We start from the raw sequence: 26,144 nt of genomic DNA on the forward strand, positions 1-26,144 counted from the left end.
TCTTCCCCAGGCATGGGTGCAGGGTGAACGTCGGCAGAAGCGGGCGTGACGGTGATGGTCTCACTGTGCCCGGAGGGCATCGAGTGCGTGTTCATCGAATGCATCGCTAAGAGTCCGAAGATGACGGAGAGAGCGACGGCGACGACGGTGAGGAGAGTGCGGGTGAGCGTGCGCTGGTCATGCACGCGCCGTGCAATCGTGATCAACACCGTCCCACCTCTCTTTCCTCCAGGGTACGTCGCCGCCGCCCATGCGCCTACTCGTTGACGACGGCGTCCGGGCTCAGGTTCAGCCGGCGCAGCAGCTGCGCGTTCAAAGCGACAACGATCGTGGACAGCGACATCAACACCGCCCCCACGGACATCGGAAGCACAAACCCGATGGGTGCGAGCACGCCAGCCGCGAGCGGGACGGAGAGGAGGTTGTACCCGGCGGCCCACCAGAGGTTCTGCTTCATCTTCTGGTAGCTGGCCCGCGACAGCTCGATTACGGAGATCACGGACCGGGGGTCGTCGCTGGCGAGGATCACGCCCGCCGAAGCGATCGCGACGTCCGTACCCGCACCGATCGCAATCCCGACATCCGCCTGCGCGAGCGCAGGGGCGTCGTTCACGCCGTCACCGACCATTGCGACCTTGCGGCCTTCGCTCTGCAGCTCTTTCACCTTCGAGGCCTTGTCCTCCGGCCGCACTCCCGCGAAGTACCGGTCGATACCCAGATCGCCCGCCACCGATGCGGCGACCGCGTCAGCGTCACCGGTGATCATGACCACCTGCACACCACGCTCATGGAGAGCATCGACCGCGTGACGCGACTCCGACCGGATCTCATCCGCGAGGCGCAGTGCGCCCGCGACCTGCCCGTCGACGAGCACGTGGAGGATGATCGCACCCTCGTGACGCCACTCGTCGGCAACAGGCAGCTCATGGGCGTTCTCCTGCTCGAGCATATACGGGCCACCGACCTGCACGACGTGTCCATCGACACGCGCACGCACCCCGACCGCCGGGGACGACTCGAAGTCCGACGAGGACGGGACACGGAGAGTCTTGTCCTTCGCCGCGTTTACGATCGCGCGAGCGAGGGGGTGCTCGGAATCCGCCTCTGCCGCGGCGGCCCATGCCAGCAGCTGGTCAGGGTCAGTCTCCAGGACAGGATCGATTGCAGTAACGGCGGGGGTGCCCTTGGTGAGGGTGCCGGTCTTGTCGAACAGGACGGTGTCGACCGTGCGCATGCTCTCCAGCGCGAGACGATCCTTGATCAGGACGCCACCGCGAGCGGCCCGCTCGGTTGCGATCGACACGACGAGTGGGATCGCCAGGCCCAGAGCATGCGGGCAGGCGATCACCAGCACGGTGATCGTGCGGATGACGGCCGCGTCAGGCTGACCGACGATCGTCCAGACAACGGCGGTGATCGCGGCAGCGCCCAGTGCGAACCAGAACAACCACCCCGCAGCCTTATCCGCGAGCCGCTGCGCGCGCGACGACGAACTCTGCGCTTCGGTGACGAGTTTCTGGATTCCCGCGAGAGCAGTGTCCTCACCGATCGCGGTGATCTCCACCCGCACACCAGAATCGGTCGCGACCGTGCCGGCGATGACCTGGTCGCCGTCGCTGCGGCGCACGGGCCGGGACTCTCCGGTGATCATCGACTCGTCCATGCTGGCCGAGCCCTGCACGATCCGCCCGTCCGCGGGGACCCGGCCGCCGGGGCGAACCACCACAACATCCCCCACCAACAGGTCGGCCGGGGCGACCGTGACCGTCGTGTCGCCTTCCACCTTCTCCGCCTCGTCGGGGAGCAGCGCGGCCAAAGAATCCAACGCTGACGTCGTCTGGGCGAGGGAGCGCATCTCGATCCAGTGACCGAGCAGCATGATCACGATGAGCAGCGCGAGTTCCCACCAGAAGTCGAGCTCGTGATGCAGCACACCCAGGCTCGCACCCCACGACGCCAAGAATGCCACCGTGATCGCGAGCGCGATCAGCAGCATCATCCCGGGCTTACGCGCACGGAGTTCACTCACCGCGCCGGTGAGGAACGGCGCCCCACCCCACACATACATGACCGTTCCGAGAACCGGAGACACCCACCCGACCCACGGGGCGTCTGGCAGCGGGTATCCGAGCAGCATCGAGAACATCATCGAGAACCCGACAACCGGGACCGCGAGGACCAGCATGATCCAGAACAACCGCCGGAACTGGCCCACATGATCGGCATGGCCAGCGTGCCCACCGTGGCCCTCCTGACCGGCGTGCTCTTGAGAAGCACCGTGCTCGTGGCTCATCGCCGCGTGGTCGTGCTCCGTGGTAGGGAACCCGCCGTGATTGGGGTGCGCGGCCTGATTGGTGTGCTCGTCGTGCTGGCTCATCGGAACTCCTTGCTCGGATGCGCCCGGGTCAAGCCGGGCGCAGACAGATAGCCGCTCAGGCCTGGCCGGTCGCGAGCGTGTAGCCGGCCTCTTCGACCGCAGCCTTCACGGCGGCGTGATCGACGGGTGCGGCACTGTGGATGGTCACCCGGGAGGTGGCGCCAGCGTTCAGGTCGATGGTGACGGATTCGACACCATCGACAGTGCTCAGCTCGTCGCTGACGCTGGATACGCAATGCGAGCACGTCATCCCGGCAACCAGAATCTCCTCCGACACCAGAGACACACCCGAAACGGATACCTCGGTGGTCGATGGGACAGTGCAGCAGGCGCAACCGTCGGCGGATGCGTCCTTGAGTCCGAGTTCGATGCGATCAGTCATGGTGCGCTCCTTCAATTCAGCAGACGTGGTGGTCATGAACGGACAAGACGGGCGATTGCTTCGTTGGCCTCGCGGACCTTCTCTGCCGCAACCTCGCCGCCCTCGGTACTCGCCTGGGCGACGCAATGACTGAGATGGTCCCCCAAGAGCGACAATGCGACCGTTTCGAGAGCCTTCGTCGCCGCAGAGACCTGCGTGAGGATGTCGATGCAGCACTTGTCGTCGTCGACCATCCGCGCGATACCCCGCACCTGACCCTCGACACGGTTCAACCGCTTACGCAGATCAGCCTTGTTGTTCTCGTAGCCGTTCATACTTCCAAGATACCCCCTGGGGGTATCCAACACAATGGCACGCAGATCATTCCCGCGGGTCGGACCGACCTCAGGCGTGAGCTTCGTCACCCCTGTGCGGACTCTGGATCAGGTGTTGCTTGTGGCCATCGAGCTGCGGGTGCTGACAAGAAACTCATCCAGGTTGGGGAGGTGGGAGTGGACACTTCGGCGTGCGCGCTCAGTGACTTCATCTACCCGTTCACGGGTGGCGTGCGCGTCGACAGCGAGGATCGCGTCGCCTTCCAGGCGATGTCCGTTCCAGCGGAGTCTGATGCGGTCGACAGCGGTGATGCCGTCGACATGATCGAGGGCGTGCGCAACCTTGTCGACGAGTTCTGGTTCGACGCCGTCCAGCAGGCGCCGTCCGACGCTGCGGACCGTTCCGATGAGGAGGACGAAGATCGCGACCGAGATGACCAGGCCGACGATGGGATCTGCCAGAGGGAAGCCGAGGAGCACGCCGATCCCGCCGGCCACGACGGCGAGTGAGGTGAATCCGTCTGTGCGGGCATGGATGCCGTCGGCAACAAGGGCGGCGGAGCCGATTCGCTGCCCGACTCGGATGCGGTAGACGGCGACGATCTCGTTGCCGAGGAATCCGATGATGCCCGCGGCGATGACCCAGCCGATGTTTGTGAGGGGCTGCGGGTTCAGGATGCGGTGGATGGATTGCCAGGCGGCGGCGATTGCGGAGAGGGCGACCACGAAAACGATGAACAGCCCCGCGAGATCTTCGGCACGGCCGAGCCCGTAGGTGTAGCGGCGCGAGGCTGCACGCCGGCCGAGGATGAAGGCAACCCACAAAGGAACAGCGGTGAGCGCGTCGGAGAAATTATGGACGGTATCAGCCAAGAGCGCGACGGAACCGCTGAAGATGACCACGACAGCCTGAAGGACGGTTGTGACCAGCAGGATCAGAAGGCTGATCTTCAGAGCACGGATGCCTGACCGGTTCGCCTCCAACGCATCATCGATGGAATCTGCCGCGTCATGGGAGTGGGGCACGAAGAGTCCGTAGAAGAACCCCTTGATGCCGGTCGGGTGGTCATGGTGTGCGTGCGGGGCGCCGTGGTCGTGGTGCCCGCCGTGCGAGTGATCGTGGGTCGGACTCATTCGCTCGCCCGATCCGCATGATGGTGTCGGGGTGTGCCACCCAGGGAGTGTTCGGCTTGGAAGATGGCGTCCGCGACCAGTCGGGATGCGTGCTCGTTGTCTAGCCGGTAGAAGACCCTTTGCCCGTCCTGACGGGTGGAGACGATGCGAGCCAGACGAAGTTTCGCCAGGTGCTGCGATACCGCGGCTGGTGACTTGCCAACCGCGTCGGCGAGGCTGTTCACCGACAGTTCCGAGGCTTCCTGAAGAGCGAGAATGATCCGCACCCGTGTTGCATCCGCGAGCATCCCAAACACTTCCACCGCCAGCTCAACGAAGGAACTATCCGGCCGATACCCACATCCTTGCGTATCTGCACTCATACGCAGATACTACGACATCTCTGCATCAGCGCTGGCAGCAGCTCGAGATCGCCTTCGGGGACCGATTCTCGATGTGGCCCGCGGCTTGTCCGATGCCCGTCAGGCAGGATGTCTCTCGCACATCCCTCAATACGCTTGCTTTTCAGGACGGGTCGCCGTTGATCGCCCTTGCCACGGTCTCGGCGCACCAGTCGGGATCACTCAGTGGAAGCTGGTGTCCACCCCGATGAGTCGAGACGGTGAGGTTCGGATAGGAGCGTGCGAGCCGATCGGCCAGTCCGGGCACCGGCACGGGGTCATCGGTGCCGTTGACAAGGAGGACGGCGATGTTGCGCCGCCCCAGGGCCTCCAGTGCGGGTAACCAGTCATCCGACATCACGATCGAGTTCAGGGCGCCGGAGTACGACAGCCATGTGTGCCTGACACCGTCTCTGGCCACGGTTATGGGCAGTGATGGGTTCACCGCGATGGCGGCATAGGAGGCGAATCGCCGATGGCGGCACATCCATGAGCAGACCAGATGGGCGATCGGACCGCTGGCCAGCAGGGTTTCGAACCAGCCCATGCCCGAGATTCGTTGCCGGGCTTCCTGCTCTGACACGAACAGGGGGGCGTCGAAGGCGATCACCCCTGCAATGGTGATCGCGGTGTCGGCGGCGGCGGCGGCGGTGATGATCGCGAGGGAGGCGCCCATCGAGTGGCCGACCAGGGTCACCGGGCGAGATGCTAAAGGGGAAGAAGACAGCACATCGATGATCGCGTTCTGATGATCGGAGATTCCGAATAGAGCATCGCCGTCGGGTTCGACCATCGATTGGCCGAACCCGAGCGGGTCGATCACGAGGACGGTGGCGATGTCACCGAGCTGATCGAAGGCGGCACCGTAGAACGATCCGCTTGCGGCGATTCCGGGCAGCAAGACCACGATCGGGTCACCGTCGCCGAATGTTCGGATGCTGAGTTGACCGTGCCGCGACACCACTCCCGCGCCGGGACGCCAGCGCGCCCGTCGGCGGGAGAGCAGGTGAGTCCCTCCCCACAATGCGACCGCTGCGCCCAGAGCGGTCCCGACAACGCACCGTGCTGCCGTCGTCTTCGATCTCGATGCCATCCCATTTACCTCTCTATCGATCGGACGCGGAAGGTCTACTGAATGGATAGCGACATTTCGGCTAAGCCGAGGGGCGGGCGGGTTGTGGTTCATGATGGTCTCGAACTCGAACGGGTGTCAAACGTCCCAGGCAAGCCCGTCGACGACGCCGATGGCAGGGGCGGTCGGACCTACCTGAAGATCGCTTTGCGGAGGTCTGGTGGGTGTGCCGGAAGCGCCTGTTGACTGGTACGGCTACTGCCTCTGTTCAACCCACCGAAAACGATCGTTTCCGGCGCGGTATCACTTGGTTGCCGGGGCGGTCGCCGCTAACGGGAGCCGGAACCCCGTTCTGGCATGGGCCTTCGGTTGGTGCCGCGACCGGACTTGCTAGCGGTCGAGCTGCGGAGGGCGCGTTTGTGGCGGGCGTACTCTTGTCCGATGACTCGACCTCTCACGAAGTGGCATTCCGCGCACGCAGAGCTCGACCTACGTCGGGATGTGCCTTCCATAGCCGCGCCGGGAGAAAGAACGGGGCGATGATGTTGGCGACGCATCCGGGTGAACCCCACCGCGGCGATCTCGCTGGGCGGCTCAACTGGCTCAGAGCCGGAGTGCTCGGCGCGAACGACGGCATCGTGTCGGTCGCGTCGCTCGTCGTCGGTGTCGCGGGGGCGACGACCGATTCCGCGACGCTGCTCGCCGCGGGTGTCGCCGGTCTCGTCGGCGGTGCGATCTCGATGGCGCTCGGGGAGTACGTGTCGGTGAGCAGCCAGCGAGACAGCCAACGGGCTCTGATCGAGAAGGAACGAGGAGAGCTGGCCGATAATCCTGCGACCGAGCTCGAGGAGCTGGCGGGCATCTATCAGGCGAAAGGTCTTAGCCCGGCGACCGCACGCCTCGTTGCGGAGGAGCTCACCGCGCACGACCCGCTGACCGCGCACCTCGAAGCGGAACTAGGCATCACGGAGAATCAGGTGGTCAGTCCGTGGGCGGCGGCGGGGGCCTCCGCACTTGCCTTCGCACTCGGAGCGCTGCTTCCGCTCTTGGCGATACTGCTCCCGCCTCCCGAGATCCGGGTGCCGGTCGCTTTCGCGGTGGTGCTGCTGGCGCTCGCGCTGACCGGATTCCTGAGCGCGAGGATCGGCGGGAACCCCGCGCTGAGGCCCACGATCAGGGTGGTGCTCGGTGGGGCGATCGCGCTGGTGGTCACGTTCGCGATCGGTACGCTGCTCGGGACGAGTGGCGTTGCCTGAGAGACAGATATGAGTTGCCTATCGGGAGCCGTTCCTTAGACCTGTCTCAGAGTCGGCGCAGCACGATTCCCCTATGACCACTCTGACGACGAGACCGCGTGCTTCCGTCCCCGCCGCTTCCCCTGAGCCACGGCGGGCAGCCCATGGCCGCGCGCGGGTCTGGCGTGCAGCGGCGATCACGGTGATCTGGGCGACCAGCCTGTTCGTCGTCGCTTTGTGGATCGCCTGTGGTGGAGTGACCGCAGTCCTGGGAGTCAACGCCGAGACCGTCACGACGCTCGGACGCCTCACCGGGTTGGTCGCGGCGAATCTGCTGCTCTATCAGGTGCTGCTGATGGCGCGCGTCCCGCTGTTCGAGCGCGGATTCGGTCGCGACGGGATCACGCGGCTGCATCGCTTCGTCGGATTCTGGTCGTTCTGGTTGATGGGCGCGCACATCGCACTGCTCGCGGTGGGCTACGCGATGGCTGCCGGCATCAACCCGCTCGTCCAGCTGTGGAGCTTCATCTGGGAATACCCCGGCATGCTCCTGGCGACTGCCGGCACTCTGCTGATCCTGCTCGTGGTCGTCACCTCGATCCGGCGTGCTCGTCGGCACCTGCGGTACGAGTCCTGGCACCTCCTGCACCTGTACGCGTACCTGGGCGTCGGGCTCGCGCTGCCGCACCAGCTGTGGACGGGCGCCGACTTCCTGTCCTCACCGATCGCGACCGTCTACTGGTGGTCGATCTGGGCGCTCTCCGCAGGATCGGTACTGCTCTTCCGCATCGGGATGCCGCTGCTGCGGTCCACTCGTCGGGCCCTGCGGGTGGCGGGGGTCGAGGCGGACGGTGCTCGGGGCGTCACCATCCGGGTCACCGGTCGCGACCTCGCGACGCTCGGTGCCAGGGCTGGTCAGTTCTTCGTCTGGCGGTTCCTCGATGGACCAGGCTGGACTCGCGCGCACCCGTTCTCGCTCTCCGCTGCGCCGGGAAGCGAGCTGACGTTGACTGCCCGTGTGCTGGGCGACGGCACGCGACGCCTCACCGCGCTGCTCCCTGGCACCAGGGTCATCGTGGAAGGACCATACGGGGAGATGACCGGTGAGCGCAGGACCGGGACGAAGCTGCTTATGATCGGCGCAGGCGCCGGGGTCGCACCGCTCGTCTCGCTGCTCGAGACGGAAGGCTACGGACCGGGAGAAGCGATGCTTATCACCCGGGAGTCCGCGGCCGAGGACGCTCTTCGGCAGGAGGCCATCGCTCACCTCATCAGTACCCGTGGCCTGAGCTACCTGCCGTTCATCGGCCCGCGATCTTCCGGCGCGTCGAGCTGGATCCCTGCCACGCACGAGGCGTGGTCGGGCGCAGATCTCCTCCGCCATCTCGTGCCGGAGCCGAAGGACCACGACGTGTTCATCTGTGGCGGTGAGGCCTGGATGAAAGACCTCAGGCGCGACCTGGTTGGCGCCGGGTTCCCCGCCCATCGCATCCATTCCGAATCGTTCACGATCTGAGCAGGGAGACGGCCATGAAGAAGATCCTCTACACGCTGCTCGCGACCGTCAGCGGACTCGTGCTGCTGTTCAGCTACCGAACGTCTCTGGAGGCGGTCACCCCGACCGACGCCAGTGCGGCGACAGCGGGCAGTTCATTGACGACCGCCGAGACCGGCGCGAGCGGCTCGGGAACCACATCGACGAACTCGGGAACCATGTCTGGCACCGGCCTCGCCGACGGAACCTACACCGGCGCATCATCGCAGACCCGCTACGGGCCGGTGCAGGTGCAGATAACCGTCTCCGGTGGACAGATCACGGACGCACAGGCGGTCGATTACCCGAACAGCAACGGTCGGGACCGGCAGATCAACGGCACCGCGATCCCGAGGCTCGTCTCGGAGACGATCCAGGCGCAGAGCTCGAAGATCCAGATGGTGTCCGGTGCCACATACACGAGCGGTGGCTACCTCTCGTCGCTGCAGAGCGCGATCGACCAGGCGCAGAGCTGATGCGTACCGCGAATGAGGTGACGCGGGTCTGGGTCGAGGAGATCATGGGCATTCCGATGAGCATCCATCTGATTGCTCCGGGGGAAATGACCGACGAGGGCGCCGACCGGGCAGTGCGAGCATGCTTCGACGAACTGCGTGACATCGACCGGGTCTTCTCGACATATCGCACTGATTCCGACATCAGCCGCATCCGTCGCGGTGAACTCTCCATCGCCGACGCTGACAGCAGGGTGGCGCTGGTCGCGGATGCCTGCGAACGCGCCGAAGAGGAGACTGGCGGCCTGGTCTCCGCCCGGTGGCGGGGAAGGTTCGACCCGACGGGATACGTCAAGGGCTGGGCGGTGGAAGCTGCGGGCCGTCGGCACCTCGAGCCGCTGCTGGCTGCCGCGACCGCGGTCGGCATCAACGCCGGAGGAGACCTGCAGCTGTTCACAGCCGAGGGAGCCGACTGGCGATGGCCGGTGGGAATCGCCGACCCGCACGACCGCGGTCAGTTGATCGCGGTGGTCGACGTGGTGAACGGTGCGGTGGCGACCTCAGGGACGGCGGAGCGCGGGCATCATATCCTCGATCCGCGCACCGGTAGGCCCGCGACAGGCACCGCGTCGGCCACGATCGTGACCGACGGTCTCACGCAAGCGGACGTCTGGGCGACCGCTGCCGTGGTGGCCGGCCCGGCGAACCGCTCGTGGATCGCGGCTGCGGGGTCGCGCACCGGCATCGTCGTCGATGCTGATCGTCGCGTGACCCGCTGGCTCGGCACGACGATGGTGGACGTGCAGACGACGACGGTCGGTTCGCATCCGATCGGAGGAGACGCACTCGTTCAGGGATGAGCCGGCAGTGTGAGCAGGAAAGTCGTGCCGGATGCTGTCGACCGTTCGACCTCGATGGACCCTCCGGCACGGCGAGCGACATCTCGCACGAGTGAGAGTCCGAGACCGAAGCTGCGAGGGCGCCCACTCTCGCGCGGACGCGCGAAGCGCTCGAAGACCTGCTCGGGCGAGATGCCTTCGATCCCGGAGCCCTCGTCGATGACGCGCACCGTCACGTTGCGGGCGTCCCGCGCGATGCGGATCGAGACGGTACCTCGCGCCGGGGAGTGCTGCACGGCGTTGTCGAGCAGCGCGACCAGGATGCGGACGAGCGTGACTTCCGGCAGCTGCGCCTTCACCTCCTGATCCACGGTGATCGCGAGCGAGACCTCGGAGCGCTTCTCGCTCGTCGTCATCGCTGCGACCGCTGTCGCCGCCGCTGTCGCGACGTCCGCGTTCCCGTCGGCGAACGATTCTCCTTCCGCGGCGATGAGCAGGTCGTTGAGCACGTCGGCCATCATGTCCGCATCGCGCCGGAGGTTGGTGAGACCCGCTCCGAGGTCCTCGCCTCGGTCATGACGGCGTTGCAACACCTGGATACGGCTCGTCAGCGCCGTCAGCGGCGTACGCAGTTCGTGGCTCGCGTCGGCCACGAAGTTTCGCTGCCGACGCAGCGCCTCCCCGAGCGGGCGGACCGATCGTCGAGCGGCGACCGCGGCGACAACCCCGAGCAGCACCACGCCGATCACTCCGATGATGATCACGGCCGGAACGATCACGTCGATGTCGACGATGAAGTCGTCCCGCGTTCCGGCGGGACCGCCGAACCAGCCGCCGCCGTGCTCCTCGCCTTCGCGGCGCGACGTTGAGAGCACCACCGCGATCAGCACGCCGATGCCGATCGCTACGATCACACCCGACGAGACTCCGACCCAGAGTCCGATGGATAGCGCTGCGCGACGCACGCGTCGATTATCGGCGTCGCTCATGACGGTGTTCCCGCGCGGTAGCCGCGTGCGCGGACGGTCTCGATCATGTCGGGGGACGTCTTGCGCCGCACATAGTGCACGTACGTGTCCACCGAACTCGTCGTATCTCCTTCATGGAACACGGCGCGGAGGATCTCGTCCCGACTGAACACGTGCTCGGGGCTGGTGCTCAACAGCTCCAGGAGCGCGCTCTCCGTCGCCGTCAGCGCCACTCGGATTCCAGATGGATCGTACGCGGCCTGGGCGTCCGGCGTGAACACCCACTCGCCGAGGCGTCGACGTACCCCATCAGCCCTGAACGCGCGTCGCAGCGCCCGAAGGCGCGCCAGCAGCTCGTCGTAATCGAACGGCTTCACCAGGTAGTCGTTCGCTCCGCCGTCGAGACCGGTGACACGATCGTCCACGGTGCCGAGCGCGGTCAGCATCAGGACCGGCGTCGTGATGTGCGCGGTACGCACGGCACAGATGAAATCGACGCCGTCCATGCCGGGGAGGCGTCGATCGACCACCATGGCGTCGTATCGCCTGCTCAGCGCGAGCCGGAGCGCGGTCTCGCCGTCCGCGGCATGCTCGACGTCGTACACCTCTTCCAGCACTTCGACGGTCAGCGCAGCGATCTCCGCATCATCTTCAACATAGAGCAGCGAACCGCGTGGCCCCTGTGCCGAGTCGCCCATGGTCGTCGTCCCGTCTTCCGCGATCGAGACCATCAGCGTACGCCCGGCGCAAACCGGGTCGGGTAACCCGGATGATCTTCCGCATGCCGTCGTCCGTCACACCAGAAACGATCGTTTTGGCGTCACTGGCCCGGTGGCTCCTTATGAGGCGCCACAAACGATCTTCGGAAACCCCTCTCGGCAGGGATTTTCGGCGCACCACGTCAAGAGGCGTTGTGTCCGTGATCGCTTAGACAGAACTAGCTGACAGCTGGAGGTGTGGGTGGCGTTCAGCTCTCGTCTGCGCTGCTGGGCTGATGTTCCACCGCTGGCGCGCGTCCTTCTTGGTACACGGAGGGTTCGGGTTCGGGGTGTCGTCGCCCCTGGACGACGAATAGCGCGATGCCGAGGGCGACGACGACGACGGATGCCCAGACGTTCGCGGGGATGCCGAACAGGGCGTCGCTGGTGGGGTCGATCCTGATGGCCTCGAGCCAGCTGCGTCCGAGGCCGTACCAGATCATATAGAGGGCGAAGGTTCGTCCCCACCGGAACCGGTATCTGCGCTCGAGGAGGAGGATGATCGCCACGCCGATCAGGTTCCAGATGATCTCGTACAGGAACAGCGGGTGGAACAGCGTTCCGGCCGGGAGGCCGTCCGGGAACATGGTGTCCGTCGGCAGGATCTCGAGCCCCCACGGCAGCGTGGTGGGCAGCCCGAAGAGTTCGTGGTTGAAGTAGTTGCCGATCCGACCCATGGACTGCGCGATGAGCATCGCGGGCGCGAGAGCGTCGGCGAAGGACCACAGCCGGATACCGGTTCGTCGGCAGCCGATGTACGCACCGACAGCGCCGCCCAGGAGGGACCCGTAGAGGGCGTTGCCGCCGTCCCAGATGGCGAAGATGTTCCCGAGGTTCGCGCCCGGATAGAAGTAGTCCCCGACGTGGGTGAACACGTGATAGAACCGGGCTCCGATGATGCCGATCGGGACAGCCCAGATGACGATGTCGACAACCACGCCGTCCTCCGCGCCTCGTGCCGACAGGCGTCGTTGGGTGATGATCACGGCGGCGATGATCCCGGCGATGATGCACAGCGCGTAGGTGTGGATTGTGAGCGGCCCGAGGGTGAACTGTGCCCACGACGGTGGGGGGCTGGGAAGACTCGTCAAAAGCACGAAGCACCGCTCCTCATCTGGCATCACTGTGAATGCTTCAACACATCATTGTTCAGCGCCGGTCCCATGCGAACAGCGCCCTGGGAAGACTAACGGTGTTCGACACGGGAATCGTCGAACTCCTCCCAGGTCACCAGGCGAGGGCCCCGAGGAGCGGGCCTGACCGGTTCAGGCCAGGGAGAGGAAGAGCTTCTCCAACTCGGCGGGGGAGGTGACGTCGTCGGCGTCCGGATCGGTGAGGCATTCCCGCAGCGCGGTCGAGATCACGAGGAATCCGGCCCGGTCGAGGGCCTTCGAGACGGCGGAGAGCTGCTGCACGACGTCGCGGCAGTGCGCGTCGTCCTCGACGGCCGTAATGACCGCCGCCAGCTGGCCCTGAGCTCGCTTGAGGCGGTTGACGACTTTGCGCTTGGCTTCGGGGTCGTGGACGAGCGGGTCGCCGGTGACGAGGGTGTCGGTCATGGGTGGTCCTTCCGTCGAGTTGACAACCACTATACCCCCTGGGGTATCGTATTCACATGAACTGATACTCCCCGGGGTATCGCCGAGCAAGGAGATCAGCGTATGTGCAGAGCAACGAAGTGCCACACCTGTGGAAAGACGACCTGGACCGGGTGCGGTCAGCACGTCGCATCCGTGCGGAAATCCGTGCCCGCATCCGACTGGTGCAATGGCAGCCATACCCGTGCCGAAGTCCAGGCCGCCCAGTCTCAGCGGGGTGGCTTCTTCGCCCGCCTGTTCGGACGGTGATCGGCGATGGCAACTGTTGAACTGACCACCGGGAACTTCGAACAGCTCACCCACGCCGAGGGCATCGCGCTGATCGACTTCTGGGCTGAGTGGTGTGGACCCTGCCGGGCCTTCGCCCCGGTATTCGATGCAGCATCCGACAGGCACCCCGACATCCTCTTCGGGAAGGTCGACACCGAGGCCGAGACCGCTCTGGCCTCCGCCCACCGCATCACCTCGATTCCGACCCTGATGGTCGTCCGCGACGGCGTCCTGGTCTACCGGCAGCCGGGAGCTCTTGCCGAACCGCAGCTCGAGCTGCTCATCGAGAAGGCCCGCGAACTGGACATGGACGACGTCCGCCGCCAGCTCGCCAACACCGCTACCCCCTGAAAGGACCTGGCACCATGTGCGCACGAATCACCTGCTCCTCCTGCGGCAAGCCCACCTGGGACGGCTGCGGCCAGCACATCGAACAAGCCCTCGCGGGCGTCCCCGTATCCCAGCGCTGCACTTGCACGCACTGACCCAGAAGAAAGCGACGGAGACCCTTATGCTCCTCGAACGCCTCTACGACGACGACCTCGCCCACGCCAGCTACATCATCGGCTGCCAGCGCACCGGTGAAGCGATCGTCGTCGACCCGCGCCGCGACATCCAGGTCTACCTCGACCTCGCCGCGAAGAACAGCATGACCATCACCGCGGTCACCGAGACCCACATCCACGCCGACTACCTCTCCGGCACCCGCGAGCTCGCAGCCCGTACCGGGGCGACGATGTATGTCTCCGGCGAGGGCGGCCCGGACTGGCAGTACGGTGTCGGGTTCCAAGACGCCACCCGGATAATGCACGGTCACCGCATCACGGTCGGCAACATCACGGTCGAGGCGGTCCACACTCCCGGGCACACCCCCGAGCACCTGTCCTTCCTCGTCATCGACGGCGCCACGACCTCCGAGCCGGGCTATGTCCTCACCGGTGACTTCGTGTTCGTCGGGGACGTCGGACGCCCGGACCTGCTGGACGAGGCCGCAGGCGGCATCGACACCCGCTTCGACGGCGCACGGGATCTATTCGCGAGCCTCCGCGACCACTTCCTCACCCTGCCCGACTACGTGCAGGTGCTCCCCGCGCACGGGTCGGGGTCCGCCTGCGGCAAGGCGCTCGGCGCCGTCCCAAGCTCGACAGTCGGATACGAGCGGCGTTTCGCCTGGTGGGCTCCCTACCTCGAGGCCGGCGATGAGCAGGGATTCATCGACACGCTGTTGAACGATCAGCCCGACGCACACGCCTACTTCGCACGAATGAAGCGGCAGAACCGCGTCGGACCGGCCGTGCTGGGCGAACTTCCTCCGCTCCTCGAGCGCAGCGTCTTCGATCTTGACGCCGACATCGACGCCGACCGGGTCATCATGGTCGACACCCGCCACCACTCCCTCGTGCACGAGGGCACTGTTCAGGGCGCGCTGAACGTGCCCGGAGTCGCGAAAGCAGCCAGCTACGGCGCCTGGGTCTACGACCCCGACACCGAGACGCGGCCGCTCGTCCTCATCATCGACTCGGGGGACGCCGCGGCCCGGTTCCGGGATCATCTGCTGCGGGTCGGCATCGATCAGGTCGACGGGTTCATCACCACACTCGATGGCCTCCCCACGGTGCAGCCCAAGACGATCGCCCCCACCGACCTGGACCAGGTCGACGCGGCGCTCCTCCTCGACGTGCGAAACCGTACCGAGTACAACGCCGGGCACATCCCCGGCGCCGCGCAGCTCTCCGGTGGTCGGGCCCTCTGGCACACCGACGAACTGCCCGCCGGCAAGATCCTCACCTACTGCCAGAGCGGCGTCCGCAACAGCGTCGCCGCCAGCGCCCTGCGCCGGGCCGGCCTCGACGTCATCGAGATCGAAGGCAGCTACAACGCCTGGCTCGCCGCGACGCCGTCTCGGCCGACGGCCGCCTGAGCGGCCGAGGAGCTCGAGTGGACACCTCCATCATCCTCGCGATGACTCTCGCGGCCCTTGTCGGTGTCGCACTCGGGCTCCTCGGCGGCGGGGGCTCCATCCTCACTTTCCCCATCTTCTCCCTCGTCCTGGGCATCGGAACGAGGGAGACGATCGTCTCCTCTCTCTTCGTCGTCGCTATCACCAGCGCCGTCTCCGCCGCCTTCCGTGTGCGCCGACGCGAGGTGCGCTGGAAAGTCGCCGGCGTCTTCGCGGCGACCGGCTTGATCGGGGGAATCGGTGGCGGGATGGTTGGTCAGCTGCTACCAGAAACCGTGCTCACCGTTCTGTTCGCGGCGATCATGATCGTCACAGCGATCGCCATGATGCGGCCGCGACGAGAACGCGCGGCGCGCCCTCCGACGCGGCCGGTCGTCCGTGGAATCCGAACGACAGGTACGGGACTCGGCGTGGGAGTCCTCACAGGGGCACTGGGAGCAGGCGGCGGGTTCCTCATCGTCCCCGCCCTCACCTTCCTCGGCCAGCCCATCGCCGCTGCAGTGGGGACATCGCTACTAGTCATCGCCGTGAACTCGTCCGCCGGCTTCCTCACCCAGATCACGACCGTGGCCATCCACTGGCCCATCGTCCTCACCTTCACCGCGCTCGCCGTCGCCGGATCCTTCATCGGTCTGGCACTGTCGCATCGCCTCCCGGCTGCCGGCATCCGCACCGGGTTCGGGGTTCTGGTGCTGGCCGTGGGGCTGACCATGCTCGCCACCCTCATCATTCAGACGCTCTCCGCCTGACCACCACCAGAAAGAAGCCCATGCCTCACGCGACCGACACCGCGCCCCGCACCGGGGAACACGTCGACGGATACGAGGTGCCCGTCCTCGACGAGCACGCCGTCCGCATCGCCGCCGGCATCCTCCTCGCCATAGGCATCACCGCCCTTACCATCACGCTCGCCTCCGACAGCATCAGGCCGCTGCAGATGTTCGGCATGTTCTTCCTCCTCGACATGACGACGCGCGTACTCATCAGCGACCGGCTGTCCCTCACTCTCGCCCTCGGCCGTGCTCTGACACGCCGCCGCCGTCGGCACTGGGTGGGCGCGCCGCAGAAGGTCTTCGCCTGGTGGCTCGCCCTCGGTCTCGCTGCTATCTCGTGCGTGACGATGAGCGCTGGAATGGTCCCGCTACCCGTGACTCTCGGGCTCTGCGGAGTCTGCTTCACAGTCCTGCTCCTAGAAGCCACCCTCGGGTGGTGCGCGGGATGTGCCCTGCACCAACGCTTCAGTAGGCAGCCCACCCGCCACTGCGCCAACGGCGCCTGCGACCGCTGACACTCTCGCTCCCTCACAACGAAAGGACGCACATGGGCCGCCTAACCCTCACCACCCTCGCCGTCATCACCGCACTCACGCTCACCTCCTGCGCCAGCACACCCACACCACAGGCTGACCTCGGCCCCGACGCGGTCATCATCGACGTGCGCACCCCCGCCGAGCGCGCCACCGGCCACCTCGACGGCGCCCTCCTGCTCGACGTCACGGGCGGCGACCTCCAAGCTGCGCTGCCGGACCTTGACCCCGAAGCCACCTACCTCGTCTACTGCCGTTCAGGTAACCGGGCAGGAGTCGCCATCGACCTGATGAAGCAGGCCGGCTTCACCGACCTCCTCAACCTCGGCTCCCTGGAAGACGCCGCCGCCACGACAGGCCTCCCCGTCGTGCAGCCCTGAGACGTACGTGCTCGCCCCCACGAGCACGTACCTGCGTGCACAGCACGCCACCGCATCGCTCGAGCACTGCCTCGCGATGCACAGTCGGGGCGGGGTCGCCAGATGCCCGCCCCGACTGTTCAAACCTGCTCGCCTTAGCCCACCGAAAACGATCGTTTACGGTGAGGTCAGGTGTCGTGCGCTTTCGAGGGTGCCACTAACGTTCGCCGGAAGCGCGTTTCGGCAGGCGCTTTCGGCAGCTCCCGTTGATCGCCGGCGGACGGAAAAAGTCGATGCCTACCCGTCGAACACCTCACCACTAGCAAATGCGGCATCCTCGGCTAAGAGTTCCACGAGGGGTGTTGGACACTTCGTGAGGATGTCTCGTTCTGCTGACGGCATTGGCTGCGAGCGAAAATCGGCCCTCACGTCGTAGCAGGTGTAAACCTCGCTTGGCCCGTTGTAGGCATAGCCATCATCGGTCGGGATGGCCGGTCGTGGTCCTGAGGCGATGAACACCGAGACGTGAGCGAAGGCATCCGTCGAAGAGATGTTGTAGAGGACGATGCCACCCTGCTCGATCTCGAACTCAGCCGCTGAGAGGGCGTCGCCATCCCACCGTGCGCCAGGAAGGGTGTCGAGGTAAGCCGTCGGACCATCAACTGGGGGACTGTAGAGACGCTGGGATAGAGGATCTTCGAAGGATGCGACTTGTCGCCAGAGCACACCATCTATTCCGCTGGGATAGCCATGGTATTCGACAGCGCATCCTGTGAATGTTGTCGTCGCCACGATTGCGCAGAGGAACATCGCGCCCGCTCTGCCCTTCCGCCTCATCTCCACGCTCTCACTCTCTCACTCCGAAGCTCGAGAAATGTCGGAGATGTGGTTCAACGGGATCCCCCGGAGAATAGCCGCGATCGCAGCCGAAATCGATCGTTTACGGCGCGATCCTGGCGTGTGCAACGGAAGGCCTGCCGAAAACGCGCGGCGTAACCACCAAGCGGCAGAGGTTTTCGGCTGAGCGTGCGGGTGACAGCGACGCTAGGAGCTCGCCACTAGTCAGCGTCGGGAGCTACGTTAACGTCCCAACCGCCTAACGAGTCAGGCAGCGAGCTCGTCCAGCGCAGCATGTCTTGCCAGGGAAGAGGGGTCGCATGTACGACGCTGGGCTTTCCCGCGCATAGGTCGTACCCCCATTGGAACGCTGCAATCGGCGTGATCACTCGCGGTTCGTAAACAGAGAACCGGACAAGATATGAATGGGCGCGCCATTGAAGGTCTGGCGCGTTGGGATTCGCGGGGGCGTCAAACAGCGTCGGCAGAAACCCAAGCGAACTGAAAGGACCCTGCTGGTTCAGGCTCGGCATATTGTCCAAGAACGCTGTCGAGGGCGATTCATCTGCGGGGGTCATCTCCACGAACTGAACCCAGGCGAACACAGCGTTGTAGCCGGAGCCGGCATGCTCAACGGTTGCCGTCATGATCGGGTAGCCGATGAGCCGTTCGTGTGGCACATCGTTCAGAAGGGCGTTCAGCCCAGTCTGCGAAATGTTCGTGCTCGTCACCGTGTCTACAGTGACGACGCCTGCAAACCCCTTCGACTCGAACGGGATGCGCAACACCTGACCCGTGCTCATCCTCTGAGCCTACGGTGGGTCTCATCTGACGAAGGGCATACTCCGTAGTTGTGGAGTGCCGAAAACGATCGTTTACGGCGTGATTTCGTATTCTGCTCTGCGAGGGGTGCCGCAAACGTGCACCGGAAGCCGGTTTCGGCAGACTATTTCGGCGCGCTGGAGGGCCGAGCCTCGCGCTCGATGCCGAGCTTGAGGGTCGAGGAGCGGCGGCGTCGGTGGATGACGAAGAAGGGGCGACCCGAGGCCGCCCCTTCTTCTTGCGTGAATCGTGACTCAGTGCCCGGCGCCGAGGTTTCCGGTGAGGCGGCCGTGGAACGCTGCTGCGGTGTCGTTCAGGCCTTGGATGGTGACGGTCTTCCCGTGGTTTTCGTACTTGGTGACGATGGCGTCGAGGGCGGCCACGGTGGAAGCGTCCCAGACGTGGGAGTGACTCATGTCGATGACTACCGTGTCGGGGTCGTCGCCGTACTCGAACTGGGTGGTGAGGTCGTTGCTGGAGGCGAAGAAGAGTTCTCCATCGACGGCGTAATGCGCTGTGTCGCCGTCGTCACTGAGGGTGCGGGTGACGCTGACGAAGTGTGCGACGCGTCGGGCGAACATGATCATCGCGGCCACGACTCCGAGGATGACGCCAACGGCGAGGTTGTGGGTCCAGACGGTGGCGATGACGGTGATGAGCATGACGGCGGTCTCGCTCTTCGGCATGCGCTTGAGCGTGCTCAGGCGGATGCTGTGCCAGTCGAAAGTCGCAATCGAGACGAGGATCATGACGGCGACGAGCGCTGCCATGGGAATGATCGCCACCACGTCGCCGAGCGCGAGCACGAGGACCAGCAGGAAGACGCCGGCGAGGAAGGTCGAGATCCGGGTGCGTGCGCCGGAGGCTTTGACGTTGATCATGGTCTGGCCGATCATCGCGCAGCCACCCATGCCGCCGAACGCGCCGGAGAGAACGTTCGCGGCGCCCTGTCCAAGTGCCTCGCGGGTCTTGCGGGAGTGGGTGTCGGTGATGTCGTCAACGAGCTTCGCGGTCATGAGCGACTCGAGCAGGCCGACCACGGCCATAGCCAGCGCGTAGGGAGCGATGATCTGCAGCGTCTCGAAGGTGAGCGGCACATTCGGAATGAACAGCGCCGGCAAGCTCTCGGGAAGTTCTCCCTGATCGCCCACGTTCGGCACGTTCCACGCGAAGACCACGACTGCCGCGGTGAGCAGCACGATCGCGACGAGTGGCGCCGGGATCACCTTCGTGATCCGCGGCATGAGATACATCACCAGCAGGCCGACCGCGACGAGCGGGTAGACCAGCCAGGGAACGCCGATGAGCTGCGGAAACTGCGAAGTGAAGATCAAGATCGCCAGAGCGTTCACGAACCCGACCATCACCGAGCGCGGGATGAACCGCATCAGCTTGGCGACCCCGAGCAACGCGAGGACGATCTGGATGAGTCCACCGAGCAGGACCGTGGCGATGAAGTAGTCCATGCCGTACTCACGAGCGACGGGCGCGATGACGAGCGCGATTGCTCCGGTGGCCGCGGTGATCATGGCAGGGCGTCCGCCGAGGAACGCGATCGCGACGGCCATGATGAAGGACGAGAACAGGCCGACTCGGGGGTCGACGCCCGCGATGATCGAGAACGCGATCGCCTCCGGGATCAGGGCAAGGGCGACGACGAGGCCCGCGAGGACTTCACGGGTCAAAAGGCGCGGGCTGCGCAGCGCCTGCATGACGGTGGGTTCGATGCGGTAACGCGACGCGGAGTCGCGGGTGGGGGTGACGGCAGTCATGTGCCCTCCGGGTGCTGGGCTCTCTCGTGAGAGCGCGGGAAACGAATGGGAGCGCAGCGGTGCGCAGGCGTCGGTCAGGCCGACACGGAAAGATAAGGGGAGCGGGCGCGAGAGCCGCGCCGATCTAGACTCTAACGTAACGTGAGTGTTGTGGGGAAATCAGTGGAAGACGAACACAGGACCGTCGAGACGATGCGGATCGGCGAAGTGGCCGAGCGCACGGCGCTCTCGTTCCGCTCGCTTCGACACTGGGACGACGTGGGGCTCGTGCAGCCGTCCGCGCGCACGGAGGGCGGGTTCCGGCTTTACACCGAGAAAGATGTCGATCGCATCCTCATCATCCGCAGAATGAAACCGTTGGGATACACCCTCGACGAGATGCGCGAACTCCTCGACGTCGTCGACGCCCTCACCGTCGACCCGAGCGACGTGGCGTTGCGCGCCCGGATCGATGACATCCGCGACGGCGCCGACCAGCGTCGCCAGAAACTCACGGAGCAGCTCGCCATGGCCGACGAGTTCGTGCAACTGCTCGGTCAGCTCTAAAGAGAGACGGATGCACCGCGTTGGAGGCCTCGGCCCATAGTCGATCGGTCTGCCGAAAACGATCGTTTGCGGCCGGGGATCCTCGGTGCTGGTGGGAAGCGCGACACGCCGTGCCTCGCTCCGCCGTAACCCCCTGCCGAAACCGTAGGGCACCGAAACAGGTGATGTGTGGGTTTCGGCGCAGGCTCTGTCAGCAAGAAAGCACCCGTAATCGAGGTCTAGAGGTTCACTCGTCAAACCGTCGTCGCTCATGGGCCAGTCTGAAGATCTGACTCGTCTGCGTGACCTCAGCTGGCTGCATTGCCATCCCGAGGGCGGAGCGTCAGGTTCGTCACGCGTTGTGGCTTGCCCGCAGGATCAGCGCCGCACACCGCTGTCAATCTCCCGACACTTGCTTTAGCCCGGACTAAGTCCGATCGAGCGGCGGGTAATCCGATGTAAAGCGGTTAGTCCGATCTAAAGACGTAACTCACAACGGGCTCTTGACATCCGCTCCACTCAGGCATAACGTACAACCAAATGGTTGCACAAAGAGAACTGAGCGAAGCGGAGGTCGACCGTGTGTTCCACGCACTGGCGACATCGACCCGGCGCGACATCCTGCGCCGAACGATCGAGCGGGAGCAGTCCGTCTCGACCCTCGCCTCCGAATACGAGATGTCGTTCGCCGCGGTGCAGAAGCATGTGGCCGTGCTCGAAGCAGCGAATCTCATCGTCAAGCGCGCCGAGGGACGCGAGCGGCTCGTCCGCGCGAACCCCGAGATGATCGCCCGCGCCAGGGCGCTCCTCGCCCGATACGAAGAGCTGTGGCGGTCGCGCATCGCCCGACTCGACGAGCTGCTGGCCGAGACGCCGGCACCACGTGCAGACACCACCGACACCACCGACACCACCGATGTTCCACGAACCGAAGAAGGAGACTGACAATGCCTGTCATCGATGTCACGACCGATGCCGAGAACCTCACCATGACGGTCCTCGCCGATTTCGCCGCCCCCGTCGACCGCGTGTGGGACGCCTACAGCGACCCTCGCCAGCTCGAGCGGTTCTGGGGTCCTCCCGGATGGCCGGCCACGTTCACCAAGTGGGACCACACTGTGGGCGGCAAGGCCAACTACACGATGAACGGCCCCCGCGGCGAGAAGGCGTCGGGCACGTGGGAGTTCCTGCGTATCGACGCCCCGCGCGGCTTCGAGGTGCTCGACGCCTTCGCCGACGAAGAGGGCACGCCCGACCCCGACCTGCCGTCCATGCGGATGGTGTTCACGTTCGAGCCCACGGCAGAGGGCACGCGAATGGTCACCACGAGCTACTTCAGCTCGGCCGACGCTCTCGAGCAGGTCGTGTCGATGGGCGCGGTCGAGGGCACGAAGCTCGCGATGAGCCAGCTCGACGCGGTGCTCCAGGACCTCCGCGACTACGCCCAGGGAAAGGGCACGCAGGTCGAGCTGCTCGACGACACCCACGTGCGCATCACGCGTCTCGTCGAGGGGCCGCGCGAGCTGGTCTGGCGTGCGCACAACGATCCCGAGCTCATGAAGCAGTGGCTGCTGGGCCCCGACGGGTGGGAGATGACCGAGTGCGTCGTCGCGACCGAGGTGGGCCAGACCTACCGCAACTCATGGGCACCCGTGGGTGACACCGAGGGGCAGGCGTTCGGATTCGAGGGCGAGGCGCTGCTCATCGACGCGCCCCGTCGGTCGGTGCAGACCGAGCGGATGGTCGGGATGCCGGTCGAGACGCTGAACGACCTCAACCTCTATGAGGAGGACGGCGCGACGCTGATCACCCTCTACATCGAGTACCCCGACAAGGAGACGCGCGACATGATCCTCGCCACCGGAATGGCCGACGGCATGGAGACCTCGTACGCACGCCTCGAGCGGGAGCTGCTCGCGGTCTGAGATCCACTACTGCCGAAGACCGGCCGGTTCTCTCGGGAACCGGCCGGTCTTGTGCGTTCGGATGTGGAAGTCCTGAGCTACAGGGCGGCGCGCTCGGAGCCGGCCGCGGGGCGGGTGGTCTTCGAGCGCGGGGTGCGCGTCGACCAGATCGCGAGCGCGATGAGCACAGGCTGGAAGAACAGGCGCACGAAGCGCTTCATGTCGGTGTCGAGGCCGAACGCGTCGCGGTGCTCGACCCACTGCGCGATGTTGCCGGGGAAGACGGCGACGAAGAACAGCGCCGTGATCACGCCGACCAGCCCGCGACGCTTGCGCGCGACGAGCAGGGCCGCACCCAGACCGACCTCGACGACACCCGAGGCGAGCACCGTCACGTCCGGATCCAGAGGCACCCAGTCCGGCACCTGCGCCTGGAATTCGTCTCGCGCGAACGTCAGATGCGAGACGCCGGCGAAGAGGAGGAAGGAGCCGAGGAAGATCCGACCGACGGTACGCGCGACATTCTTCTTGGGCATGGTGCGAGTGTACGCGGGCTCAGTGGAGCATCGAGAGAAGCAGGTTCCCTGCGTCGTCTCGCGAGAGCTTCGCGAACATCGGCAGTGCCAGCACGTAGCGGCCGAAGAGGAACCCGACGATGACGATCGCCATCCGGCGAGCCTGTGCGCCGCCGAAGTCGTCGACCAGCGGCTCGAAGACGGAGTTCTGGATGTAGTCGCTGATCGTCTCGGACGACCCGCTGCCGGATGCCAGTCGGCGGGCGAATCCAGCGAGTCGAGCACCGTGCTCCGGATGCTCCCACACCGCGAGGATGCCGTGAGCGAGGCGGTTCACGTCGATACGCCCGTGACCGTCGCGCGACAGGGCGATGACGTCGTGCGGGGCGGCCCGCAGGGCGATCGCCGCTGCGATCAGTCCGTCGCGGGAGCCGAAATGATAATTGACCAGGGTGTGACTGATGCCGATCTCCGTGGCCAGCTCTCGCGAAGAGACCGAGGCCAGATCACCCGCGTCGAAGTGCATCTGCGCGGCATCCATAAGTCTCTGTCGAGCTGTCGCAGAGCCGCGGGGGCGACCCGGTCTTTTATTGACCATGCTCGTATCGTCGCACTTGCGCGGTCGAAGCTCTACCCATGAACACGCGAATCGACACCGACTGCGTCATCGTCGGCGGCGGCCCCGCCGGGCTGATGCTCGGTCTGCTGCTCGCCCGTCAGGGGCGTGATGTCACCGTGGTCGAGAAGCACGCCGACTTCCTGCGCGACTTCCGCGGCGACACGATCCACCCCTCGACCCAGCAGCTGCTGGGCGAGCTCGGCCTGCTCGACGAGTTCCTCGCGAAGCCGCACGCCGACATGCAGCGGGTCATGCTCAGCTGGCACGGCACCGAACTCGCCCTCGCCGATTTCTCACACCTGCCGACGGCTCGCAAGGTGATGTCGTTCATGCCGCAATGGGACTTCCTCGACCTGCTTGCCGCTGAGGCGGCCAGATACGCCGGGTTCCATCTGCTGCGGTCGACCCGCGTCGACGCGATCACTCATGACGGCGGGCGCATCGGCGGCGTCGTCGCGACCGGCGTCGACGGCTCCCTCGACATCCGCGCACGGCTCGTCGTCGACGCGTCGGGGCGCGACTCGGTCGTGCGCGACGCGGCAGGGCTCACGCCGTCGGGAGTCGCGGCGGCCATGGACGTACTGTGGTTCCGGTTGCCGAAGAACGGCGACGAGACCTACCCGTTCGTGCAGGCCGGCGCCGGAATGCTCATCACCATCGATCGGGAGGAGTTCTTCCAGATCGCGCACGTCATTCCCGCGGGGACCTGGACGGGATCGGACGACGACCTCGCCCGCATGAAGGAGCGCTTCCGCTCGATCTCGCCTCGCCTCGGTCGGGTCGCCGCCGAGCTCGTCGCCGATGACGTGCATCTGCTGCGGGTGCGACTCGAAAGGCTGCGTCGCTGGTATCTCGACGGCCTGCTGTGCATCGGCGACTCCGCGCATGCGATGTCGCCCGCGGGCGGGGTGGGGATCAATCTCGCGATTCAGGATGCGGTCGCTGCGGCCCGCATCCTCGGACCGGCGCTCCACAGGGGCGTGCCCGAACTCGTCGAGCTGCGACGCGTCCAGCGCCGCCGCGCCTGGCCGGTCATCGTGACGCAGGCCGTGCAGCGCGCACTGCAGGGGCCGCTCCTGTCGACGACGCGACCGGGAGCCCCGCTGCCCCTGCCACTGCGGATGCTGCGTCGGCATCCCGCCCTGACTCGCCTGACCGGCCGCTTCGTCGGCCTCGGTGCTCGACCCGAGCGTCTCGGCTGAGGCGTCGGCCCGGTCGGAGGTGGCCTTCGCGGGCGGCGTCGGAGTGCGCGGCCGCTGAGCAGCCAGCGCGTGTCGCCGTCAGATCAGACGACGGAGCGCCTCCTCGAGAGAGATGCCCTGCGCCGTGGCGCGGTCGACGAGGCGGGCGTGCTCGGCCCCCGTCAGCGAGATCGTCAGCTCGACCGGGTCGATCGCAGGCTCGTCGTCGAGCCCGTCGAAGAGATCCGCGGCCTCAGCCCAGAGCGGCTCGGCGACCGAGACGGCTGCGGTGGACGACGTGCCGGATGCCGCTGCGGCGCCTGCGCCCTGCGATGCGGCGCCCCACGGATCGGCTCCGGAGTCGCCTGACGCGATCAGCGCGGCGTCAGCCTCGACCGCATCGGCCCACGCGGAGTCGTCGTCGGTCGGGTTGCCTGCTGCGTCCGATCGCCCTGCGGCCGCGGCGATCGGTGCGGATGCCGCGGCGGCGGCCCCGGCATCCGTCGCCAGGGTGAAGCCGGGCCCTCGGCGGGGCTCCTGCTTGGCCTGATACGCCTTGGCCGCCGCGTTCGCGCGCTCATCGGCAGCCTCGTTCAACGGGTGACCGGCATGGCCCTTGACCCACGAGAACTCGACGTCGCGACCACGGATGGCCTCATCGATGCCCTCGAGCAGATCGCGGTTCAGCACCGGTCCGCCGTCGGATTTGCGCCAGCCCTTGCGCTTCCACCCCGGCATCCACTTGGTCACCGAATCGATCACGTAGCGGCTGTCGCACTCGATCATCAGCTTCTCTGAGATGCCAGCCGTCGCGAGCAGCAGCTCGAGCACGGCCCGCAGCTCACCCTGGTTGTTCGTGCCGTGCGGCGAACCGCCCGCGGCCCAGTTGTCGTCGTCGATGTACCAGGCCCAGCCGTTGGGGCCGGGGTTGCCCAGGGCGGAGCCGTCTGCGGCGGCGGTGATCGTCATCCCTCAACCGTAGCCGCGCCCGGCGACACTGCTTGCGCGTGCCCGCGTCTTTCGCGCGC

Annotated in this window: 29 protein-coding genes; 13 read left to right on the top strand and 16 right to left on the bottom strand. The window is 66.0% G+C overall.

Annotated elements, in window-relative coordinates; translation table 11 throughout:
- Nucleotides 1–256: 256 nt before the first annotated feature.
- The 6 genes from RQG82_RS14975 to RQG82_RS15000 all read right to left on the bottom strand — a co-directional run bounded on the left by RQG82_RS14975 (nucleotide 257) and on the right by RQG82_RS15000 (nucleotide 5,773).
- The gene (locus tag RQG82_RS14975) at nucleotides 257–2,377 is read right to left on the bottom strand and encodes a heavy metal translocating P-type ATPase (RefSeq protein WP_396653629.1); all 2,121 of its coding nucleotides are present in this window, start codon (nucleotides 2,375–2,377) and stop codon (nucleotides 257–259) included.
- 55 nt (nucleotides 2,378–2,432) lie between these two features.
- A complete protein-coding gene (locus tag RQG82_RS14980; protein ID WP_311259816.1) occupies nucleotides 2,433–2,759 on the bottom strand; it encodes a heavy metal-associated domain-containing protein in 327 nt (108 codons plus the stop codon).
- A gap of 32 nt (nucleotides 2,760–2,791) precedes the next feature.
- On the bottom strand, nucleotides 2,792–3,073 hold the full coding sequence (locus RQG82_RS14985; RefSeq protein WP_042538273.1) for a metal-sensitive transcriptional regulator: 282 nt from the start codon (nucleotides 3,071–3,073) through the stop codon (nucleotides 2,792–2,794).
- A 108-nt stretch (nucleotides 3,074–3,181) separates the two neighbouring features.
- Nucleotides 3,182–4,207 carry a cation diffusion facilitator family transporter gene (locus RQG82_RS14990; RefSeq protein WP_042538271.1) on the bottom strand — a complete coding sequence of 342 codons (1,026 nt, stop codon included), beginning with the start codon at nucleotides 4,205–4,207 and terminating at the stop codon, nucleotides 3,182–3,184.
- On the bottom strand, nucleotides 4,204–4,569 hold the full coding sequence (locus RQG82_RS14995) for a metalloregulator ArsR/SmtB family transcription factor (RefSeq protein ID WP_042538269.1): 366 nt from the start codon (nucleotides 4,567–4,569) through the stop codon (nucleotides 4,204–4,206). The genes RQG82_RS14990 and RQG82_RS14995 overlap by 4 nt, the downstream gene beginning before the upstream one ends.
- A 142-nt stretch (nucleotides 4,570–4,711) precedes the next feature.
- The gene (locus RQG82_RS15000; protein WP_311259817.1) at nucleotides 4,712–5,773 is read right to left on the bottom strand and encodes an alpha/beta hydrolase; all 1,062 of its coding nucleotides are present in this window, start codon (nucleotides 5,771–5,773) and stop codon (nucleotides 4,712–4,714) included.
- A gap of 425 nt (nucleotides 5,774–6,198) precedes the next feature.
- Between RQG82_RS15000 and RQG82_RS15005 the strand changes: the two genes are divergently transcribed.
- The 4 genes from RQG82_RS15005 to RQG82_RS15020 all read left to right on the top strand — a co-directional run bounded on the left by RQG82_RS15005 (nucleotide 6,199) and on the right by RQG82_RS15020 (nucleotide 9,743).
- Nucleotides 6,199–6,915, top strand: coding sequence for a VIT family protein (locus RQG82_RS15005; protein ID WP_136042897.1), 717 nt, complete (start codon nucleotides 6,199–6,201; stop codon nucleotides 6,913–6,915).
- 73 nt (nucleotides 6,916–6,988) lie between these two features.
- A complete protein-coding gene (locus RQG82_RS15010) occupies nucleotides 6,989–8,410 on the top strand; it encodes a ferric reductase-like transmembrane domain-containing protein (protein ID WP_042538265.1) in 1,422 nt (473 codons plus the stop codon).
- Nucleotides 8,411–8,424: 14 nt separating this feature from the next.
- Nucleotides 8,425–8,904 (top strand): FMN-binding protein, encoded by a 480-nt coding sequence (locus RQG82_RS15015; RefSeq protein WP_042538263.1) that lies wholly within the window; start codon nucleotides 8,425–8,427, stop codon nucleotides 8,902–8,904.
- Nucleotides 8,904–9,743: an FAD:protein FMN transferase gene (locus RQG82_RS15020; protein ID WP_052492863.1), complete on the top strand. Its 840-nt coding sequence runs from the start codon at nucleotides 8,904–8,906 to the stop codon at nucleotides 9,741–9,743. The genes RQG82_RS15015 and RQG82_RS15020 overlap by 1 nt, the downstream gene beginning before the upstream one ends.
- On the opposite strand, the gene RQG82_RS15025 is transcribed toward RQG82_RS15020, so the two are convergent.
- The 4 genes from RQG82_RS15025 to RQG82_RS15040 all read right to left on the bottom strand — a co-directional run bounded on the left by RQG82_RS15025 (nucleotide 9,734) and on the right by RQG82_RS15040 (nucleotide 13,007).
- Nucleotides 9,734–10,711, bottom strand: coding sequence for a sensor histidine kinase KdpD (locus tag RQG82_RS15025; protein ID WP_042538261.1), 978 nt, complete (start codon nucleotides 10,709–10,711; stop codon nucleotides 9,734–9,736). The genes RQG82_RS15020 and RQG82_RS15025 overlap by 10 nt on opposite strands.
- Nucleotides 10,708–11,421 (bottom strand): response regulator transcription factor, encoded by a 714-nt coding sequence (locus RQG82_RS15030; RefSeq protein WP_228385636.1) that lies wholly within the window; start codon nucleotides 11,419–11,421, stop codon nucleotides 10,708–10,710. The genes RQG82_RS15025 and RQG82_RS15030 overlap by 4 nt, the downstream gene beginning before the upstream one ends.
- A gap of 236 nt (nucleotides 11,422–11,657) precedes the next feature.
- A complete protein-coding gene (gene lgt, locus RQG82_RS15035) occupies nucleotides 11,658–12,545 on the bottom strand; it encodes a prolipoprotein diacylglyceryl transferase (RefSeq protein WP_052492873.1) in 888 nt (295 codons plus the stop codon).
- 168 nt (nucleotides 12,546–12,713) lie between these two features.
- Nucleotides 12,714–13,007, bottom strand: coding sequence for a metal-sensitive transcriptional regulator (locus tag RQG82_RS15040; protein ID WP_042538258.1), 294 nt, complete (start codon nucleotides 13,005–13,007; stop codon nucleotides 12,714–12,716).
- 294 nt (nucleotides 13,008–13,301) lie between these two features.
- Here RQG82_RS15040 and RQG82_RS15050 point away from each other — a divergent pair, with 294 nt between their 5' ends.
- The 5 genes from RQG82_RS15050 to RQG82_RS15070 all read left to right on the top strand — a co-directional run bounded on the left by RQG82_RS15050 (nucleotide 13,302) and on the right by RQG82_RS15070 (nucleotide 16,962).
- The gene (locus tag RQG82_RS15050; protein WP_042538256.1) at nucleotides 13,302–13,667 is read left to right on the top strand and encodes a co-chaperone YbbN; all 366 of its coding nucleotides are present in this window, start codon (nucleotides 13,302–13,304) and stop codon (nucleotides 13,665–13,667) included.
- A gap of 160 nt (nucleotides 13,668–13,827) precedes the next feature.
- A complete protein-coding gene (locus RQG82_RS15055) occupies nucleotides 13,828–15,237 on the top strand; it encodes an MBL fold metallo-hydrolase (RefSeq protein ID WP_042538252.1) in 1,410 nt (469 codons plus the stop codon).
- A gap of 17 nt (nucleotides 15,238–15,254) precedes the next feature.
- Nucleotides 15,255–16,025, top strand: coding sequence for a sulfite exporter TauE/SafE family protein (locus RQG82_RS15060; RefSeq protein ID WP_042538250.1), 771 nt, complete (start codon nucleotides 15,255–15,257; stop codon nucleotides 16,023–16,025).
- Between the two features lie 20 nt (nucleotides 16,026–16,045).
- Nucleotides 16,046–16,564 (top strand): DUF4395 domain-containing protein, encoded by a 519-nt coding sequence (locus RQG82_RS15065; protein ID WP_042538248.1) that lies wholly within the window; start codon nucleotides 16,046–16,048, stop codon nucleotides 16,562–16,564.
- 32 nt (nucleotides 16,565–16,596) lie between these two features.
- Nucleotides 16,597–16,962: a rhodanese-like domain-containing protein gene (locus tag RQG82_RS15070; RefSeq protein ID WP_042538246.1), complete on the top strand. Its 366-nt coding sequence runs from the start codon at nucleotides 16,597–16,599 to the stop codon at nucleotides 16,960–16,962.
- Nucleotides 16,963–17,238: 276 nt separating this feature from the next.
- On the opposite strand, the gene RQG82_RS15075 is transcribed toward RQG82_RS15070, so the two are convergent.
- From RQG82_RS15075 to RQG82_RS15085, 3 genes are all read right to left on the bottom strand, one after another.
- Nucleotides 17,239–17,784, bottom strand: a complete 546-nt coding sequence (locus RQG82_RS15075) for a hypothetical protein (RefSeq protein ID WP_136057006.1) — start codon at nucleotides 17,782–17,784, stop codon at nucleotides 17,239–17,241.
- A gap of 215 nt (nucleotides 17,785–17,999) precedes the next feature.
- Nucleotides 18,000–18,581, bottom strand: coding sequence for a hypothetical protein (locus tag RQG82_RS15080; protein WP_042538244.1), 582 nt, complete (start codon nucleotides 18,579–18,581; stop codon nucleotides 18,000–18,002).
- A 273-nt stretch (nucleotides 18,582–18,854) separates the two neighbouring features.
- Complete coding sequence (locus RQG82_RS15085) at nucleotides 18,855–20,372, bottom strand: SulP family inorganic anion transporter (protein ID WP_042538242.1); 1,518 nt, start codon at nucleotides 20,370–20,372, stop codon at nucleotides 18,855–18,857.
- A gap of 192 nt (nucleotides 20,373–20,564) precedes the next feature.
- Here RQG82_RS15085 and RQG82_RS15090 point away from each other — a divergent pair, with 192 nt between their 5' ends.
- The 3 genes from RQG82_RS15090 to RQG82_RS15100 all read left to right on the top strand — a co-directional run bounded on the left by RQG82_RS15090 (nucleotide 20,565) and on the right by RQG82_RS15100 (nucleotide 22,822).
- Nucleotides 20,565–20,918 (top strand): MerR family transcriptional regulator, encoded by a 354-nt coding sequence (locus RQG82_RS15090; protein ID WP_042538356.1) that lies wholly within the window; start codon nucleotides 20,565–20,567, stop codon nucleotides 20,916–20,918.
- A gap of 519 nt (nucleotides 20,919–21,437) precedes the next feature.
- A complete protein-coding gene (locus RQG82_RS15095; RefSeq protein WP_311259818.1) occupies nucleotides 21,438–21,842 on the top strand; it encodes a helix-turn-helix domain-containing protein in 405 nt (134 codons plus the stop codon).
- Nucleotides 21,843–21,844: 2 nt separating this feature from the next.
- Nucleotides 21,845–22,822 carry an SRPBCC family protein gene (locus tag RQG82_RS15100; RefSeq protein ID WP_311259819.1) on the top strand — a complete coding sequence of 326 codons (978 nt, stop codon included), beginning with the start codon at nucleotides 21,845–21,847 and terminating at the stop codon, nucleotides 22,820–22,822.
- 77 nt (nucleotides 22,823–22,899) lie between these two features.
- Here RQG82_RS15100 and RQG82_RS15105 read toward each other — a convergent pair whose 3' ends face one another.
- Together RQG82_RS15105 and RQG82_RS15110 are read right to left on the bottom strand one after the other, a co-directional pair.
- Nucleotides 22,900–23,337 (bottom strand): DoxX family membrane protein, encoded by a 438-nt coding sequence (locus tag RQG82_RS15105; protein ID WP_311259820.1) that lies wholly within the window; start codon nucleotides 23,335–23,337, stop codon nucleotides 22,900–22,902.
- 19 nt (nucleotides 23,338–23,356) lie between these two features.
- Nucleotides 23,357–23,857 carry a TetR family transcriptional regulator gene (locus tag RQG82_RS15110; RefSeq protein WP_311259821.1) on the bottom strand — a complete coding sequence of 167 codons (501 nt, stop codon included), beginning with the start codon at nucleotides 23,855–23,857 and terminating at the stop codon, nucleotides 23,357–23,359.
- A 95-nt stretch (nucleotides 23,858–23,952) separates the two neighbouring features.
- Here RQG82_RS15110 and RQG82_RS15115 point away from each other — a divergent pair, with 95 nt between their 5' ends.
- Nucleotides 23,953–25,137, top strand: a complete 1,185-nt coding sequence (locus tag RQG82_RS15115; RefSeq protein WP_311259822.1) for an FAD-dependent oxidoreductase — start codon at nucleotides 23,953–23,955, stop codon at nucleotides 25,135–25,137.
- 78 nt (nucleotides 25,138–25,215) lie between these two features.
- On the opposite strand, the gene RQG82_RS15120 is transcribed toward RQG82_RS15115, so the two are convergent.
- Nucleotides 25,216–26,085, bottom strand: coding sequence for a ribonuclease H (locus RQG82_RS15120; protein ID WP_311259823.1), 870 nt, complete (start codon nucleotides 26,083–26,085; stop codon nucleotides 25,216–25,218).
- Nucleotides 26,086–26,144: the final 59 nt, after the last annotated feature.

Source organism: Microbacterium sp. WCS2018Hpa-9 (genome assembly GCF_031843745.1).
Classification (GTDB): domain Bacteria; phylum Actinomycetota; class Actinomycetes; order Actinomycetales; family Microbacteriaceae; genus Microbacterium.